The organism is Qipengyuania pacifica (genome assembly GCF_019857205.1).
Taxonomy (GTDB): Bacteria; Pseudomonadota; Alphaproteobacteria; order Sphingomonadales; family Sphingomonadaceae; genus Qipengyuania; species Qipengyuania pacifica.
In genome coordinates, this window is sequence record NZ_JAHWXO010000001.1 from 578,256 (window position 1) to 592,919 (window position 14,664).

Annotated in this window: 15 protein-coding genes; 9 read left to right on the forward strand and 6 right to left on the reverse strand. The window is 61.5% G+C overall.

Going from position 1 to position 14,664, the window contains the following annotated elements; all coding sequences use genetic code 11:
* Nucleotides 1-226: 226 nt before the first annotated feature.
* The 3 genes from KYK83_RS02915 (at nt 227) to ligD (ending at nt 5,715) form a co-directional block, all read left to right on the forward strand.
* The gene (locus tag KYK83_RS02915; protein ID WP_103024073.1) at nt 227-2,248 is read left to right on the forward strand and encodes a ribonucleoside-diphosphate reductase subunit alpha; all 2,022 of its coding nucleotides are present in this window, start codon (nt 227-229) and stop codon (nt 2,246-2,248) included.
* Between the two features lie 116 nt (nt 2,249-2,364).
* The gene (gene ku, locus KYK83_RS02920) at nt 2,365-3,195 is read left to right on the forward strand and encodes a non-homologous end joining protein Ku (RefSeq protein ID WP_196847041.1); all 831 of its coding nucleotides are present in this window, start codon (nt 2,365-2,367) and stop codon (nt 3,193-3,195) included.
* A 3-nt stretch (nt 3,196-3,198) separates the two neighbouring features.
* A complete protein-coding gene (ligD, locus tag KYK83_RS02925) occupies nt 3,199-5,715 on the forward strand; it encodes a DNA ligase D (protein ID WP_222827118.1) in 2,517 nt (838 codons plus the stop codon).
* A 15-nt stretch (nt 5,716-5,730) separates the two neighbouring features.
* On the opposite strand, the gene KYK83_RS02930 is transcribed toward ligD, so the two are convergent.
* Nucleotides 5,731-6,927 carry a GGDEF domain-containing protein gene (locus KYK83_RS02930; RefSeq protein ID WP_221596407.1) on the reverse strand — a complete coding sequence of 399 codons (1,197 nt, stop codon included), beginning with the start codon at nt 6,925-6,927 and terminating at the stop codon, nt 5,731-5,733.
* A 142-nt stretch (nt 6,928-7,069) separates the two neighbouring features.
* Nucleotides 7,070-7,312, reverse strand: a complete 243-nt coding sequence (locus tag KYK83_RS02935) for a DUF2171 domain-containing protein (protein ID WP_103024079.1) — start codon at nt 7,310-7,312, stop codon at nt 7,070-7,072.
* A gap of 176 nt (nt 7,313-7,488) precedes the next feature.
* On the opposite strand from KYK83_RS02935, the gene KYK83_RS02940 reads away from it, so the two are divergent.
* The 3 genes from KYK83_RS02940 to KYK83_RS02950 all read left to right on the forward strand — a co-directional run bounded on the left by KYK83_RS02940 (nt 7,489) and on the right by KYK83_RS02950 (nt 10,058).
* Complete coding sequence (locus tag KYK83_RS02940; RefSeq protein WP_222827119.1) at nt 7,489-7,860, forward strand: DUF4440 domain-containing protein; 372 nt, start codon at nt 7,489-7,491, stop codon at nt 7,858-7,860.
* A gap of 339 nt (nt 7,861-8,199) precedes the next feature.
* Entirely contained in the window at nt 8,200-9,261 is a 1,062-nt protein-coding gene (locus KYK83_RS02945; protein ID WP_103024081.1) for a ribonucleotide-diphosphate reductase subunit beta, read from the forward strand.
* A gap of 5 nt (nt 9,262-9,266) precedes the next feature.
* Nucleotides 9,267-10,058 carry a hypothetical protein gene (locus KYK83_RS02950; protein ID WP_222827120.1) on the forward strand — a complete coding sequence of 264 codons (792 nt, stop codon included), beginning with the start codon at nt 9,267-9,269 and terminating at the stop codon, nt 10,056-10,058.
* Between the two features lie 140 nt (nt 10,059-10,198).
* On the opposite strand, the gene KYK83_RS17195 is transcribed toward KYK83_RS02950, so the two are convergent.
* Both KYK83_RS17195 and KYK83_RS02960 read right to left on the reverse strand, forming a co-directional pair.
* Nucleotides 10,199-10,447 carry a DUF559 domain-containing protein gene (locus KYK83_RS17195; RefSeq protein WP_346729406.1) on the reverse strand — a complete coding sequence of 83 codons (249 nt, stop codon included), beginning with the start codon at nt 10,445-10,447 and terminating at the stop codon, nt 10,199-10,201.
* Nucleotides 10,448-10,732: 285 nt separating this feature from the next.
* Nucleotides 10,733-11,317 carry a thermonuclease family protein gene (locus KYK83_RS02960; RefSeq protein WP_222827121.1) on the reverse strand — a complete coding sequence of 195 codons (585 nt, stop codon included), beginning with the start codon at nt 11,315-11,317 and terminating at the stop codon, nt 10,733-10,735.
* Nucleotides 11,318-11,518: 201 nt separating this feature from the next.
* Here KYK83_RS02960 and KYK83_RS02965 point away from each other — a divergent pair, with 201 nt between their 5' ends.
* Both KYK83_RS02965 and KYK83_RS02970 read left to right on the forward strand, forming a co-directional pair.
* The gene (locus KYK83_RS02965; protein WP_222827122.1) at nt 11,519-11,668 is read left to right on the forward strand and encodes a hypothetical protein; all 150 of its coding nucleotides are present in this window, start codon (nt 11,519-11,521) and stop codon (nt 11,666-11,668) included.
* Between the two features lie 149 nt (nt 11,669-11,817).
* Nucleotides 11,818-12,276 carry a hypothetical protein gene (locus KYK83_RS02970; RefSeq protein WP_222827123.1) on the forward strand — a complete coding sequence of 153 codons (459 nt, stop codon included), beginning with the start codon at nt 11,818-11,820 and terminating at the stop codon, nt 12,274-12,276.
* 83 nt (nt 12,277-12,359) lie between these two features.
* Here the strand turns inward: KYK83_RS02970 and KYK83_RS02975 are convergent, their stop codons facing one another.
* Nucleotides 12,360-13,007: a hypothetical protein gene (locus KYK83_RS02975; RefSeq protein WP_222827124.1), complete on the reverse strand. Its 648-nt coding sequence runs from the start codon at nt 13,005-13,007 to the stop codon at nt 12,360-12,362.
* Between the two features lie 126 nt (nt 13,008-13,133).
* On the reverse strand, nt 13,134-13,523 hold the full coding sequence (locus tag KYK83_RS02980) for a hypothetical protein (protein ID WP_222827125.1): 390 nt from the start codon (nt 13,521-13,523) through the stop codon (nt 13,134-13,136).
* A 202-nt stretch (nt 13,524-13,725) separates the two neighbouring features.
* On the opposite strand from KYK83_RS02980, the gene argB reads away from it, so the two are divergent.
* Nucleotides 13,726-14,622, forward strand: a complete 897-nt coding sequence (gene argB / locus KYK83_RS02985; RefSeq protein ID WP_103024089.1) for an acetylglutamate kinase — start codon at nt 13,726-13,728, stop codon at nt 14,620-14,622.
* Nucleotides 14,623-14,664 lie beyond the last annotated feature (42 nt).

Sequence of the window (14,664 nt, forward strand, 5' to 3'; positions counted from 1 at the left end):
GTCGGGATACCGGGGGTACCCACAAGACCTAGCTATCGGCGGTTTGATCCCCATATTAGGGAGAAGCCGCTTTCACGCCGGGGCTGTGGGGAAAAGCGGGATAAGTTTTTACCCTCGAACCGCACAAAATTGCTAGGTGGGAACACAGTCCCGCCGACTCGAACACAAGCGGAACATGCGCAGCCCGGTCATGGGCGGGCGGTACACTCAAACGGCGGGGCAGACGATGGATTTCAAGAGCGGGAACGACACGGCGATGGCACTGGATCTGGATACGCACGACACTGTCGACGAGCCCACCACCAAGAAGAAGGCGGTCGCCATGGACAAGTCCGACAACGGTAGCGAACAGCTGGTTCAGGAAGCCGCGGGCGAAGCTCTTGCCGGCGCGGTTGCGGCCGTTGCTGCGCAGGCGACCAAGGAAGACAGCAAGAAGGTTCTCGATCGCCGTTTCGACGTGCAGATCGACGAAAGCCGCGATGCGCTGCTGACCGAATTCGGCAAGGAAACCCTGACCGACCGCTATCTGCTTCCGGGTGAGAAGTATCAGGATCTGTTCGCGCGTGTCGCGGACTATTTCGCCGACGATGGCGATCATGCGCAGCGGCTCTACAACTACATTTCGAACCTGTGGTTCATGCCCGCAACGCCCGTGCTGTCGAACGGCGGCACCACGCGCGGCCTGCCGATCAGCTGCTACCTCAATTCGGTGTCTGACAGCCTCGACGGTATCGTCAACACATGGAACGAAAACGTCTGGCTCGCCTCGAAAGGCGGCGGCATCGGCACTTACTGGGGGAATGTTCGCGGGATCGGCGAACCTGTCGGCCTCAATGGCAAGACCAGCGGCATCATTCCCTTCGTCCGGGTGATGGATTCGCTGACTCTCGCGATCAGCCAGGGCAGCCTGCGCCGCGGTTCGGCCGCTTGCTACATCGATGTCACTCACCCCGAGATCGAGGAATTCCTCGAAATCCGCAAACCCAGCGGAGACTTCAACCGCAAGGCGCTGAACCTGCATCACGGTGTGCTCGTAACCGATGCCTTCATGGAAGCGGTGCGCAATGGCGAGGAATTCGACCTCGTATCTCCGCGCGACGGATCGGTCCGCAAGACCGTGGATGCCCGCAGCCTGTTCCAGAAGCTGGTCGAAACCCGTCTCGCCACGGGCGAACCCTATATCGTCTTCTCCGACACGGTGAACCGGATGATGCCCAAGCATCACCGCGAACTGGGCCTCAAGGTTTCGACGTCGAACCTGTGCGCCGAAATCACCCTGCCGACCGGCATCGACCATCTCGGCAATGATCGTACTGCGGTGTGCTGCCTGTCCTCGCTCAACCTCGAAAAGTGGGACGAGTGGAACGGTGACAAGCAGTTCATCGAAGACGTCATGCGCTTCCTCGACAACGTCCTGCAGGACTATATCGATCGCGCACCGGACGAGATGGCCCGCGCCAAATATTCCGCCATGCGCGAACGCAGCGTCGGCATGGGCGTGATGGGCTTCCACTCTTTCCTGCAGAGCAAGGGCATCGGTTTCGAAAGCCCGATGGCGAAGGTCTGGAACCTCAAGATGTTCAAACACATCAGCGCCAAGGCGGAAGAAGCCTCGCTGGTGCTCGCCCAGGAACGCGGACCGTGCCCGGATGCGGCCGAAACCGGTGCGATGGAACGCTTCAGCTGCAAGATGGCGATTGCGCCGACCGCGTCGATTTCCATCATTTGCGGCGGCACCAGCGCCTGCATCGAACCGATCCCGGCCAACATCTACACGCACAAGACGTTGTCCGGCTCTTTCATCGTCAAGAATCCCTATCTGGAAAAGATTCTCGACAAGAAGAGCAAGAACTCGACCAATATCTGGAACTCGATCCTGGAACGTGGCGGCAGCGTCCAGCACCTCGATTTCCTGACGGCGGAGGAAAAGGCCGCGTTCAAGACCAGCTTCGAAATCGATCAGCGCTGGCTGCTCGAATTCGCGGCCGATCGCGCACCCTATATCGATCAGGCGCAATCGTTGAACCTGTTCATCCCCGCCGATGTCGACAAGTGGGACCTGATGATGCTGCACTTCCAGGCATGGGAAAAGGGCATCAAATCGCTCTATTACCTGCGGTCTAAGAGCGTGCAGCGCGCCGGCTTTGCTGGCGGCGTGGAAGCCGACAACACGGCCGATGCCGCCAAGTACGAACTGGCTGCCGGCGGCGAACAGACCGATTACGAGGAATGCCTCGCCTGCCAGTAAGGTGATGGACTGACCAGATCTGCGGCCCTGCGAGTGTTCGGCACTTGCGGGGCCGTTTCTTCTTCGGAACCTATTCGCGCGCTCAAGCGCTCCTTTCAGGGTTCGAGGAGATTTCGATGGCAGCGCGCGCATATTGGCAGGGACAGATCAGGCTGGCGCTGGTTTCGATACCGGTCGAAATCTATTCCGCCACCAAGTCGGGTGCGCGCATCAGCTTCAATCAGATCCACGAGCCCAGCGGCAAACGTATTTCCTATGAGAAGGTGGTGCCCGGCATCGGCCCGGTCGATCGCGATGAAATCATCAAGGGTTATGAGGTTTCCAAGGGTAATTACGTCCTCTTGGACGATGAAGAGATCGAAGCGGTCAAGATAGAAAGCAAGCGCACGCTGGAACTCGTCCAGTTCGTCGATGCGTGCGAGATCGACCCGCTCTATTTCGAGAAACCTTATTATGTCGTCCCGAATGATGAACTCGCCGAAGAAGCCTTCATCGTCCTGCGCGAAGCCTTGCGAAAATCGAAGAAGGTGGCGCTTGGTCAGCTATCCGTGCGCGGCAGTGAAAAACTGGTCGCCATCAAGCCATGCGGCAAGGGTCTGCTTCTCGAAACGCTCCGCTATGCCAATGAAGTCCGGCAGGGACAGTCCTTCTTCGATGACATCGGCGATGCGAAGCCGAAGAAGGAACTGCTCGACCTCGCCAATACGCTGATCGAACAGAAAAGCGCGCCTTTCGATGCAGGCGAATTCGAAGATCACTACGTGGAGGCGCTCCGCAAGCTGATCGACAAGAAGGCGAAATCGAAAAGCAAAAAGGCCATCATCGAAGATGTCGACGAGCCCGAAGCCGCCGATGGCTCCAATGTGATCGACCTGATGGCGGCCCTCAAGAAGTCTGTCGGGAAGGAACAGCCCAAGAAGACGACGCGCCGCAAGAAGTCGGCCTGATCGATGGCCGCGCGCACGGATCCGCTGGCGGAATATAATGCCAGGCGCGATTTCAAGGCGACGCCCGAACCGGCCGGCCAGCGGAAGGGCGGAAAAGGGGGCAACCTCTTCATCGTTCAAAAGCACGACGCGACACGGCTTCACTGGGATCTTCGGCTCGAAGTCGATGGCGTCCTGAAAAGCTGGGCGGTGACCAAGGGGCCATCGCCAGACCCCGATGTCAAACGGCTGGCCGTCAGGACCGAAGATCATCCCCTGTCCTACGCCGAGTTTGAAGGTGTGATCCCCAAAGGCGAATATGGCGGCGGAACCGTCATGCTGTGGGACCGGGGGCAATGGCAGCCTGTAGAGGGCAAAACTGCCAGGGATCTCGATAAAGGGCACCTTCACTTCACCGTCGACGGCGAGCGTATGAAGGGCGAATGGCTGTTGATCCGGCTGAAGAAAAAGCCCGGCGAGAAGCGCGAGAACTGGTTATTGCGCAAATTGCAAGACGATCACGCCGAAGATGGTGACGCGCTCGTCCAGCGCGAACTGACCAGCGTTCTGACCGGGCGTGCAATGGCGGAAATTGCGGCGGATAAGAACGGCGAATATCCGCTGGCGGGCAAGAAGGACGATGCCTTCCTGGCGCAGATGGAAAAGGCGTCTGCGCATAATGCGCGAAAGGCCAAGCCGAAGAAGCGCAAGTCGGCGCCGATACCGAAATATCGCAAGCCACAGCTTGCAACGCTCGTCGACGATGTCCCGGCCGGAAATGGCTGGATGCACGAAATCAAGTTCGACGGCTATCGCGCGTTGATTGCCGCAAAGGGCAAGACTGTTCGCGTTTACACGCGCAACGGAAAGGACTGGACCGACAAGTTCGGCCCCCTCGTTGACACTATCGCCGCTCTCGATTTGCCAGCCTGCCTTATCGACGGCGAAATCGTCGCCCATGATGCCAAGGGCAATCCTGATTTTTCCAGCCTGCAGAAAGTCCTGAAGCGCGGCGAGGGAGCGCAGACCGCAGCGGACAGTCTCGCTCTCTATGCCTTTGACCTGCTTTCTCTGGATGGCGAGGATCTGACCGGCCTGCCCAACATAGAGCGCAAGGAACGACTAGAAGCGCTGCTCGATACCGCGGAACCCCCGATCCATGTCGCGCAGCATGTGCTGGGGGCAGGTGAAAAGCTCTACCGGACCATGTGCAATGCCGGGCAGGAAGGCATCATCTCAAAGACCGTTGACGGCTCCTATTCCGGGCGTCGCAGCAAGTCCTGGGTCAAGGTGAAATGCACGCGGCGGCAGGAATTCGTCGTGGTCGGGTGGAAGAAGTCTTCGGCCAAGGGCCGGCCCTTCGCCTCGCTGCTGCTCGCTCAGAACGAGGGTAGTGAACTCGTCTACAAGGGGAATGTCGGTACGGGCTTTTCCGCAGACGATCTCGATGATCTGGCCGCGAAACTGAAACGGATCGAACGCAAGACCAGCCCCGTCGAAACAGACAAGGCGAGCGCGCGCGGGGTTACCTGGGTTACGCCCAAGCTGGTCGCCGAGATCGCCTTTGCCGAATTCACTGCGGACGGGAATGTCCGGCACGGCAGCTTTCTTGGCCTGCGCAGCGACAAGGATGCCGCCAGCGTCGAACCCGAACAGGCGAAAGCCTCTCCCGCGCCTGCCGCGAAGGTGGAAATTTCCAGCCGCGATCGGGTCGTCTTTCCGGATAGCGGCCAGACCAAGGGGCAATTGGCCGATTACTATGCGGCAGTTGCATCGATCATGCTGCCCTTCGCTGCCAATCGGCCCATCAGCCTCGTGCGATGTCCGCAGGGCCGCGCCAAGAAATGCTTCTTCCAGAAACACGATAGCGGCAGTTTCGGCGAGGGGGTGCATCATGTCGCCATCAGCGAAAAAGACGGCGGCCACGAAGACTATCTTTACATCGACGATCCCCAGGGGCTGCTCCAGTGCGTGCAAATGGGGACCATCGAATTCCACGGCTGGGCCGCACGGTCGGACGATGTGGAGGCTCCAGACCGGATGATTTTCGACCTCGATCCGGACGAGGGTCTCGGTTTCGACGAGGTCAAGCAGGCCGCGCGCGACATTCGCGACCGGCTGGCCGATCTGGGGCTGACCAGTTTCGCCATGCTGTCGGGCGGGAAAGGGGTGCATGTCGTGGTTCCGCTGACCACCGGCCACGACTGGGACCAGCACAAGGATTTCGCGCGCCGCTTTGCAGAAGCGCTCAGCCTTGCAGAGCCCGACCGCTTCATCGCCACGATGAGCAAGGCGAAGCGCAAGGGGAAGATCTTCATCGACTGGCTGCGCAACCAGCGCGGATCGACCGCGATCCTGCCCTATTCCGCCCGCGCCCGGTCAGGTGCGCCGGTGGCCATCCCGCTCGCCTGGAACGAGCTCAAGGGGATGAAGGACGCCCACCCCTATTCCATCGACGATGCGAAAAAACTGCTCGATCGTGCCCAGTCGAAATCACTGCATGGCTGGGGCTTTGCCGACCAGCGCCTGCCGGATGTCTGACCCTGCGGCGAACGCCTATGTTTCGACCATCGTGCGGTTCCGCCCGTCCGCCTTGGCGCGGTAGAGGGCGGCATCCGCCGCGGACAGCATGCGGGCCAGATTGGGTGCCTCGGGCCCCTGATGCAGCGCGATCCCGATGCTGGAAGTGCAAGTGGCGGTCGACGTTGCGCCATGGTCTTCGATCTCGATCCGTTCGATCGCGACGCGCAGTTCCTCTGCAATGGCCTGGGCCCGGCCCGCGTCGTCGGCGCGCAGCAGGAAGATGAATTCTTCCCCGCCGAAGCGCGCGGCGAGCCCGCCGTGGCGGCTGGCGGCGTGGCGCAGCACTTCTGCCACCGCCCGCAGGCACGCATCCCCGGCCTGATGGCCCCACCGGTCGTTGAACGCCTTGAAATGATCGAGGTCGAGCATGAACAGCGCCGGGCCCGCCTGTCCCGCCGTGGCGGGCATGGAGTAATGTTCGGCAAAGGCCTGCTCCGCCCGGCGGCGATTGGCGAGGCCGGTCAGTGGGTCTTCCATCGACAGTTCGGTCAGCCGGGCGTTGCTCCCTTCCAGCGTCGCCGCGCGGCTGCCCGCTTCCAGCGTCAGCAGCAGATTGCGCCGCTCGAGCCAGTGGACGCGGTGCGCGATGATCGTCGCGGTTGCGGCGGTGACGATGGTGATCGCGGCAAAGGCGCTCGTCTTCACGATATCGTGCTGGCTCATGTAGAGAAAGCCGCCCACCGCCAGCACGTAAAGCAGGATGAAGGCGACCAGCGCCGGCCCGCGGAAGGGCAGCACCGGCAGCGCCAGCGCGAGCAGGGTCACCACACCCAGCGCCAGCAGCGCATCGCCGGGCGAGGGGACGAACAGGCTGGCGAACGCCATGCTCAGCCCGAATGCGATCAGCGCCAGCGCGATCATCACCTTCTGCAGCCCCACCAGCCGCCGCGGCAGCAGCAGGGCGATCCCGCTCAATGGAAGGACCAGCCCGAGCCGCACGGCCGCCACCTGTCCCAGATTCTGCGGCGCCACCAGCAGGTCCGTCGCCAGCGACAGCACGGCCACCACCATGATCACCACCAGCAGGAACCGCCCTTCGCGGTAATGCGTGTCGGCCAAGGCGTCTTTCAACGCAGCGCGCAGGCGATCGTCCCACGCAGACGGTGGGTTGTCGCCGGCAAGCGCGGCATGCGCTGCCTTGCCAAGGTTGAAATCGTGCGCCCGGTTCATTGTTGATTACGTACTTACCCGAATACCGCCTGCGCGCAATGATTTGGCTCGAATTTGGACCCGTCCCACAAGAAAGCCCCGCTTCGGCAAAAACCGGGCGGGGCTTCATCCGATCCGCTGACGGGATCGCTATGTCGCTGGATCAGGCGCGTTCTGTGGCCTTCGTCCCCAGACCTGCCGGAATGCGTGCGCTTTCCTTCAGGTAGATGCGGTTGTCGTCGATCTTTTCGACATCGTCCATCGAAAGGAAGTGGTGGATGTCATCGCTGCTGTCCGATTTGGTCAGCTTGATGGCATCGCCTTCGACTTCATCGACCGTCCCGACATGGATACCCTTGCAATCGGCGACTTCCATGTGTTCCTTGATGCGTAGCTTCTCAAACATTGAAAACCCTTTTATTTTGTGTGACTTACACTAAACCAACGGGTGGCAGCGCATAAAAGGTCCACGGTCCGTCCGGCGTGAGGCACGCCCTGTTGGATCGCCCCTCCCGACCGCCTGTTTCTGAACGATCGGCGCCGCGATGCATTGGGAAGGGGAAGCATCAAGGAGACATTTCGATGAACGACGACCGGCTATGGGAATTCGAACGCACGTTGTGGACCGGCGGGGCCGACGCTTACGAAACGCAGGTGGCAGAGGATGTGGTGATGTCGCTCCCGGCTGCGCCTTTCCTCTACGATCGCCGCGCCGCGGTGGAGGCGGTGAAGAACACCCCGCGCTGGGACGAGGTCGAATTTGCCGACACCCGGGTGGAACGCCATCAGGAAGGGCTGATCGTCATCGCCTACCGCGCCAGGGCGAAGGGCGGCGAACGCACCTATGATGCGCTGTGCACCAGCACGCTGCTGCGCCTCGGTCATGAAGAATGGGTGGTCATCCAGCACCAGCAGACCCCGCTGGGTGTCGAAGTGGCCGATCCGAACGGCTGAGCCCGCACCGCGCTGTCCGCAAGGCCCTGAAACACCGCCAAAAAATTGGCGCCCCACCCCTCGCAGGAAGGGCAGGGCGCCGGGGGCTGCGGACATCGCCCGCAAAAGGGGAAAACCGAACGATGTCGCTATCCCCGTGATTGTCCTGCCGACCGGTGGCTCCGGAGACAGGACCGTCTGATTATCTAACCGGCCTCAAGCCCGCAGGTTCCTGCGATTCGTCACACCTGCAAGAGAATTCATGGCCAGCTTATCCCCGCCGAATCGACAAGGCTTGCCTTCGAATCCGCTCTCTGATTCACTATATGAGTCGTTCACGCGAATACGGAGACCCACAAGATGTCGTTGCTCGAAGCCCGCAAGACCTACAAGCCCTTCGAGTACCCTTGGGCCTACGAGTTCTGGAAACGCCAGCAGCAGGTGCACTGGCTGCCCGAAGAAGTGCCCCTGGGCGAGGATTGTCGCGACTGGGCGCAGAAGCTTTCCGATCACGAACGCAACCTGCTCACGCAGATCTTCCGCTTCTTCACGCAGGCCGATGTCGAAGTGCAGGATTGCTATCACGACAAATACGGCCGCGTGTTCAAGCCCACCGAAATCAAGATGATGCTGACCGCGTTTTCCAATATGGAAACGGTCCACATCGCCGCCTATTCGCACCTGCTCGACACCATCGGCATGCCTGAAAGCGAATATGGCATGTTCCTCGAATACGAGGAAATGAAGGACAAGCACGACTACCTTCAGGAATTCGGCGTCGACACGGACGAAGATATCGCCCGCACGCTCGCCATGTTCGGTGGCTTTACCGAAGGGCTGCAGCTCTTCGCCAGCTTCGCCATGCTGATGAACTTCCCGCGCTTCAACAAGATGAAGGGCATGGGCCAGATCGTCAGCTGGTCGGTCCGCGATGAAAGCCTGCACTGCGAAGGCATCACCCGCCTGTTCCACGAATTCGTGCGCGAGCGGGACTGCCTGACCAAAGCGGTCAAGGAAGACATCATGGACATGTGCCAGAAAACGGTGCGTCTGGAAGACAACTTCATCGATCTCGCCTTCGAAGACGGCCCCGTGCCCGGCATGACGGCGAAGGAAATCAAACGCTACATCCGCTACATCGCGGACTGGCGCCTCAGCCAGCTCAACCTCCAGCCGATCTACATGATCGAAGATCACCCGCTGCCCTGGCTCGCCCCGCTGCTGAACGGCGTGGAACACGCCAACTTCTTCGAAACCCGCGCAACGGAATATTCGAAGGGCGCGACCAAGGGCGATTGGAACACGGTGTGGTCCAGCTTCGACAAGCGCAAGAAAGCCAAGGCCGCGAACGAACAGGAAGCCGAAGCCGACGACGGCCCGGGCCTGTTCGGCGAAGATGCTGGAGTGCAGGCGGCGGAGTGAATTAAATGCGGGCCGAAGTTACCGAAAAACTGAGCGGCGGTTTTTTTCTTTCAGAACAGTCCATTAAGAAGATTATCGACCTTATTTCGAGTAGGGTGGGGGAAGACCTAGCGCTTACCTTGACTGTAATTAGAGCCGACAATGCGAAAATTTCGTATGGAGGGATTTCAGAGCTGATCCAGAAAGAGGAAAATTCTCCGACCGAGAAAATTCTCACGCTTGAGATCGAGTCACAAGGATCGGTGACACAACTCAAACATACGTTCGAGCGCGGCGAAGAAACAAGCTTGCGAATTGAGTCTGAGGATCGAGACGTGGCGCTCTTACTGGCTGCCGACTTGCGACAGTACATCCGCAACGAAGTTCTTGTGTCCCGTTTGGAGGTCGCAAATAGAATTCTGAGTCATAAGCTATTTTTTCCGCTTTTCATGATGATTTCTTTACTAGTTATGGTCACTGCGGCAGAGTATTTTACCAATTCGCCCAAGATAAGTTTATCATCAGCGACATTGGAGCAAAAGATCGACTACTTGGTCGAGGCGAGAGAAGGTGCTCGCGTCACGCAAAGCTTCCCCTTGTATTTTATTGTTGGCTTATTTCTTCTTCTTGTCTTGACGTTGGGATTTTTTTCGTCGCGTTTTCTTCCGCTTTACACCTTCCACTGGGGTCCGGAGATTGAGGCCTACGGAAGAGCCCAGCGGCTAAGATCAAACATCTTTTGGATAGTTGGAATTGGCCTTTTGGTGGGGGTTGTTGCTGGCTCACTTTCAGGAAGAATTTCTGCTTTTTTTGCCTGACCTCTGCTGCATGTTGGTCGATTAGGAGCTGATGGCTACCAAGGGCCGGCATTACATTCAGTTCTGTGAGTTGCCCCCCTAGAAAAGCTGTTCCAGCGCAACGACACGTCGCGCCTGCTCGCAGCATTGCTCCTGGAAAATCACTCCAGGACAAGGATGCAAGCCACATGTCGCAGCATACTCCCAATGAACTGACCGAAATCTTCAAGCGCGACCGCGAGTTGCTGACGCGGTTGAAGCGCGAGGATGCGCAGTTGTTCGATTTTTACCTCAATTGCGCGGGCTACTGCCTCGGCATCGTCCATCACATCGTCGTTGGTGAAGTGAAGGACCGTGTAGCCCCTCGCTCGCAAATCGGCATCGCGCCGCCCGTCGCGCCCGGGTTGCACATCGTGGCTGAAGCCGTCGAGTTCTACGACCAGCCGCTATTCCCGGCACAGGAAATCCGCAAAAGCATGGGCCGACGGGCATCGGGCGGCTGAACCGTGCCACGAGCTGGGAGCGTGCGAGGAATTCCCACAGTCTGCGCTCGGCAGGCGTGGCGGCGTTTCTCAGTTCGCGGGCGCGTTTGGTGTTGCGGGGTTCCATTGCGGCCTTGTGCTTGTCTTGCCCACCCCCGACCCCTCCAGCAAGCGGGAGGGGAGATTGTTGGTTCCGTCCTGCCACGGGAGGCCTCAACACCACCCACCCCTGAACCCGCCCCAGTAACCCCGCGCGCCGCCTTCGGACTGCATGTAGTCCGCCAGCGCGTCCTCGCTGCCGTCGGGGCGCAGGCGGTAGATGGTCCTTAGCGCGCGGCCATAACGGTCGGTGGGTTCGTCCAGCCGGGCGGTCATGCGAAAAGTTCCGCGGTTGAGCCAGCGTTGCAGCGCCTGTGTGGAGGCCTCGGCCTGTGCGGCTTCGGCCGGGCACTGCGCATCGCGTTCCGCCGTGTCGATGCCGACCACGCGCACGCTCGTCTTGCCCAGCTTGAAGGTGTCGCCGTCGATCACGCAGTAATAGCCGCGGCCCCGGCCGCAGCGGGTGAAGCGGCCCTCGATTACCTGCGGTTCGCTCGACAGGAAGGCAGGCGCGGGCATCACGCCGGGCAGGGCGACAATATAGGCCATGCTCGCCAATACGATCAGCAGGATTGCCGGACGCATGGAAACCCACGCCGCGCGCCAGCTCGTTCGCCGCTTCGCAAACCGCGCCGGGCGGACCCTGCGTCCGCGCGCGGGCCTGCGCCATTTCGGAGTGAAGCGAAGGATTCTGCCCATCCGCTCCTTCATAGCGCCCTTCGCCAGAGGGGCCAGCGCGCAGGCTCGCTAGGGATATTTACGGGTATTTCCCCTACGGAACCGCCACTTGGCGCAATCCGGCCCCCTATTGTCGCAAGCGCGGAAACCCGATCGCACCGATACGCTTGTTCCGGTGCAGCACGGCTTTTCCGCGCCGCATATAACCCAAGGACCAAGCAGATGGACCAGAAGGACAAGAAGCCCGCACAGCCCCAGCAGGGCGACAAGGCGAGCAACGACCGCAACCCCCAGCAGGAACAGCGCGACAGCGGTTCCAAGCAGCAGGGCGGCGGCGGCAAGTCCGACAACAAGTCGCACCAGAACCGCTAAGGCTCGCCTTATACGCGCCACCCGGCGCAATGCAGCGGCCGCTCCTCACGGGGCGGCCGCTGTCGTTTGGGTGGGCGCGCAGCCGCAACAACCGCAGACCCCCACACATCCATTTTCCTACACGCGCGAAATCTGCTCCATCATCCGGGATGAAAACATATCCTCCCAAGCAGCCCCGCGCCCTTCCGCCCCGGCGGCGGCGCATTCCCGCCTTTCATCCGGTGCCGCTCAGCCCCCGCAGCGATGGCTGGACGCATGAACGCCAGGCGCAGTTCATCGGCGTCCTTGCCGAAACCCGCTCCGTCCGGGCCGCCTGCCGCCGTATCTCCATGGGCCGCGAAAGCGCCTATCGCCTGCGCAAGCGGCCCGGTGCGGCGGGCTTTGCCGCGGCGTGGGATGCGGCGCTGGGCAAGCCGCACGAGCCCGTGGATCTCTCGTCTGCCAAGTCCACAGGGCTCGACGCGGGAACGCGTTTTCAGTCGGGCCGCCTGCAGGTGGTCATGGACGCAGGCAAATTCGTCGGAATCCGCCGGAAACCGGACCATTCGGCCCATCTCCAGCACCTCGCCCGGCTCGACCGCGCCTGTGCCCATATCGACTGGAAGTGAGGAAAGTCACACTTTCTAAAACCCGAATGGGCGGTCCACGAAAGGCCACACTCGCGCGGCTCGCCGCCGCCTTGCCCGGCTCTCTACCAACCCCAGGCAGGCGGGGGCGGCCTCACCGGATCGCTGGCGTCGAATTCCACGCGGAACAGGCGGGTCGGGTCGTTGGTGCGGGTGAGCTGATAGGCGAAAACCGCATCGCTCGCGCTCGCCGGGTCTACCTCGACGCGCCAGACATTGGTCAGCGATACGTCCAGGCCCTCGCGGGTGAACAGCGCGATGCTTTCCGCGTCCACGGGGAAGTCCTGCGCCCCCGCGCTGCCAGCCTCGTCGGTGGCGCCGCCATAGAACGTCACCGCGTCCGGCTCGCCATCGGCATGGCGGTGATCGTGCTTGAGGGTGAAGCGCGTGTCGGCGCCCGAGCCCGTGCCGGTGAGGATCCAGGTGCGGCTGCGGTTCCATCCGCCGTGGGCGTCTTCGTCCGCCACGTGGAAGGCGATGGCGATCCTCTCGTCGCTGCAGTCGGCCCAATGCGCGATCATGGGCTTGCCCGCCCAATCGGCATCGCGCGCATCCTGCGTGGCGAGGCTGCCCGCATAGGCCTTGCCGCAATGGCTCGACAGGGCATTCCAATAGGCCTCCTGCGGGCTGGCGGGCGCATCGGGCACGCTCGCACAGGCGGCGAGCAGGGAAGGAAGGGCGAGCGCGGCTATCGCGGGCAAGGGGATCTGCATGGCCGCGACCCTAGCCGCGGATGGCGCGCATGCAAAAGGGGCGGCGGGATAATCCCACCGCCCCCGTGCGGCCGGCTCTCGGAACTAGGAGGGGTTTGTCCGATGCGGCCTGAAGGGTTGCGAAGCTTAGGCTTCCGGTTCGTCCACCTCGGCATCGGCCGCAACGTCGGCTTCGGTGTCGGTCACCGGCGTATCGGCTTCGACGCTGGCGTCCGCATCGACATCGGCTTCGGTGTCGAGAGTGTCATCGACCGTGTCGGTGGTCGTGTCGACGGTATCGGTGGTGGTGTCCATGGTGTGGTCCATCGTATGGTCCATGGTGTCCGTGGTCGAATCGACCGTGCTGTCCATGCTGTCGATGGATTCTTCGGTGGTCTGGACCGGCGGCGTCGTCTGGACGGTGGCGCTGGTCGTCGCATCGACATCGCCGGTGGCGGGCGAAACGATCTGGGCGCTGGCGGCCGTGGCGCCGGTCGTGGCGAGAAGGGCGGCTGCAAGAACTGTAAGCTTGGTCATAAATCTGGTCCCGTGGATTAGGATAGGGACCTCAATTACGGTTGCCGCGGACCCCGGCTCCCGCGGTTGCGCCGAAATGTGGCGGAATCTTGGCAGGGCGAGCCGGTTCATCTGTGGTTTAGCCCGCGTTCCCCTTTCGCCCCCGTTTTCAGGGGCCGCTATTCCTTTGCGTCGGCCGCCTCGCGCCGCTAATCGCCACGCGATGACCCAGACACCCGACATCCACGCCAAGGCCGAAACCCTGATCGAGGCGCTGCCCTATTTCCAGCGCTATGCGGGCCGCAGCTTCGTCGTGAAATATGGCGGCAATGCCATGGGCGACGAACGCGCCGCGCGCGAATTCGCCGAAGACGTGGTGCTGCTCAAGGCAGTGGGTATCAATCCCGTCGTCGTCCACGGAGGCGGACCACAGATCGGTGCCATGCTGGAAAAGCTGGGCGTGGAAACCCGCTTCGTGGATGGCCTGCGCGTCACCGACAAACAGACCGCTGACGTTGCCGAAATGGTTCTCTCCGGCGCGATCAACAAGGCGATCGTGGGCTCCATCGCCCGCGCCGGCGGCAAGGCGATCGGCATTTCGGGCAAGGATGGCGGCCTCGTCACTGCCACCAAGCTGCAACGGACACACCGTGACCCTGACAGCAATATCGAAAAAGTGCTCGACCTCGGCTTCGTCGGCGAACCGTCGCGGGTCGATACCACGATCATCGAAACCGCAAACGGGGCGGGCATGATCCCGGTCGTCGCGCCGATCGGCGTCGGCGAAGATGGGCATACCTACAACATCAATGCCGATACCATGGCAGGCGCACTGGCTGCTGCCCTCGGCGCGGCAAGGCTGCTGTTGCTGACCGATGTTTCCGGGGTTCTCGACAAGCAGGGCAATCTCCTCACCGATCTTACCCCCGCCGACATCGCGGATCTGCGCGCCGACGGGACCATATCGGGCGGCATGATCCCGAAGCTGGAAACCTGCGTCCAGGCTGTCGAGTCCGGCTGCGAGGCGGCAGTCGTGCTGGATGGCCGCGTGCCGCACGCCATGCTGCTCGAATTCTTCACCGCCCGCGGCGCCGGTACGCTGGTCGCGAAAGGTCGGTAACCCGCTTGTCGGGGGTGGCGCGCTCCGTATTGCTCTTGTAGG

Coding starts and splice junctions, on each gene's coding strand:
- KYK83_RS02915 (WP_103024073.1), top strand. CDS start 227: ATGGATTTCAAGAGCGGGAACGACACGGCGATGGCACTGGATCTGGAT.
- ku (WP_196847041.1), top strand. CDS start 2,365: ATGGCAGCGCGCGCATATTGGCAGGGACAGATCAGGCTGGCGCTGGTT.
- ligD (WP_222827118.1), top strand. CDS start 3,199: ATGGCCGCGCGCACGGATCCGCTGGCGGAATATAATGCCAGGCGCGAT.
- KYK83_RS02930 (WP_221596407.1), bottom strand. CDS start 6,927: ATGAACCGGGCGCACGATTTCAACCTTGGCAAGGCAGCGCATGCCGCG.
- KYK83_RS02935 (WP_103024079.1), bottom strand. CDS start 7,312: ATGTTTGAGAAGCTACGCATCAAGGAACACATGGAAGTCGCCGATTGC.
- KYK83_RS02940 (WP_222827119.1), top strand. CDS start 7,489: ATGAACGACGACCGGCTATGGGAATTCGAACGCACGTTGTGGACCGGC.
- KYK83_RS02945 (WP_103024081.1), top strand. CDS start 8,200: ATGTCGTTGCTCGAAGCCCGCAAGACCTACAAGCCCTTCGAGTACCCT.
- KYK83_RS02950 (WP_222827120.1), top strand. CDS start 9,267: ATGCGGGCCGAAGTTACCGAAAAACTGAGCGGCGGTTTTTTTCTTTCA.
- KYK83_RS02960 (WP_222827121.1), bottom strand. CDS start 11,317: ATGGGCAGAATCCTTCGCTTCACTCCGAAATGGCGCAGGCCCGCGCGC.
- KYK83_RS02965 (WP_222827122.1), top strand. CDS start 11,519: ATGGACCAGAAGGACAAGAAGCCCGCACAGCCCCAGCAGGGCGACAAG.
- KYK83_RS02970 (WP_222827123.1), top strand. CDS start 11,818: ATGAAAACATATCCTCCCAAGCAGCCCCGCGCCCTTCCGCCCCGGCGG.
- KYK83_RS02975 (WP_222827124.1), bottom strand. CDS start 13,007: ATGCAGATCCCCTTGCCCGCGATAGCCGCGCTCGCCCTTCCTTCCCTG.
- KYK83_RS02980 (WP_222827125.1), bottom strand. CDS start 13,523: ATGACCAAGCTTACAGTTCTTGCAGCCGCCCTTCTCGCCACGACCGGC.
- argB (WP_103024089.1), top strand. CDS start 13,726: ATGACCCAGACACCCGACATCCACGCCAAGGCCGAAACCCTGATCGAG.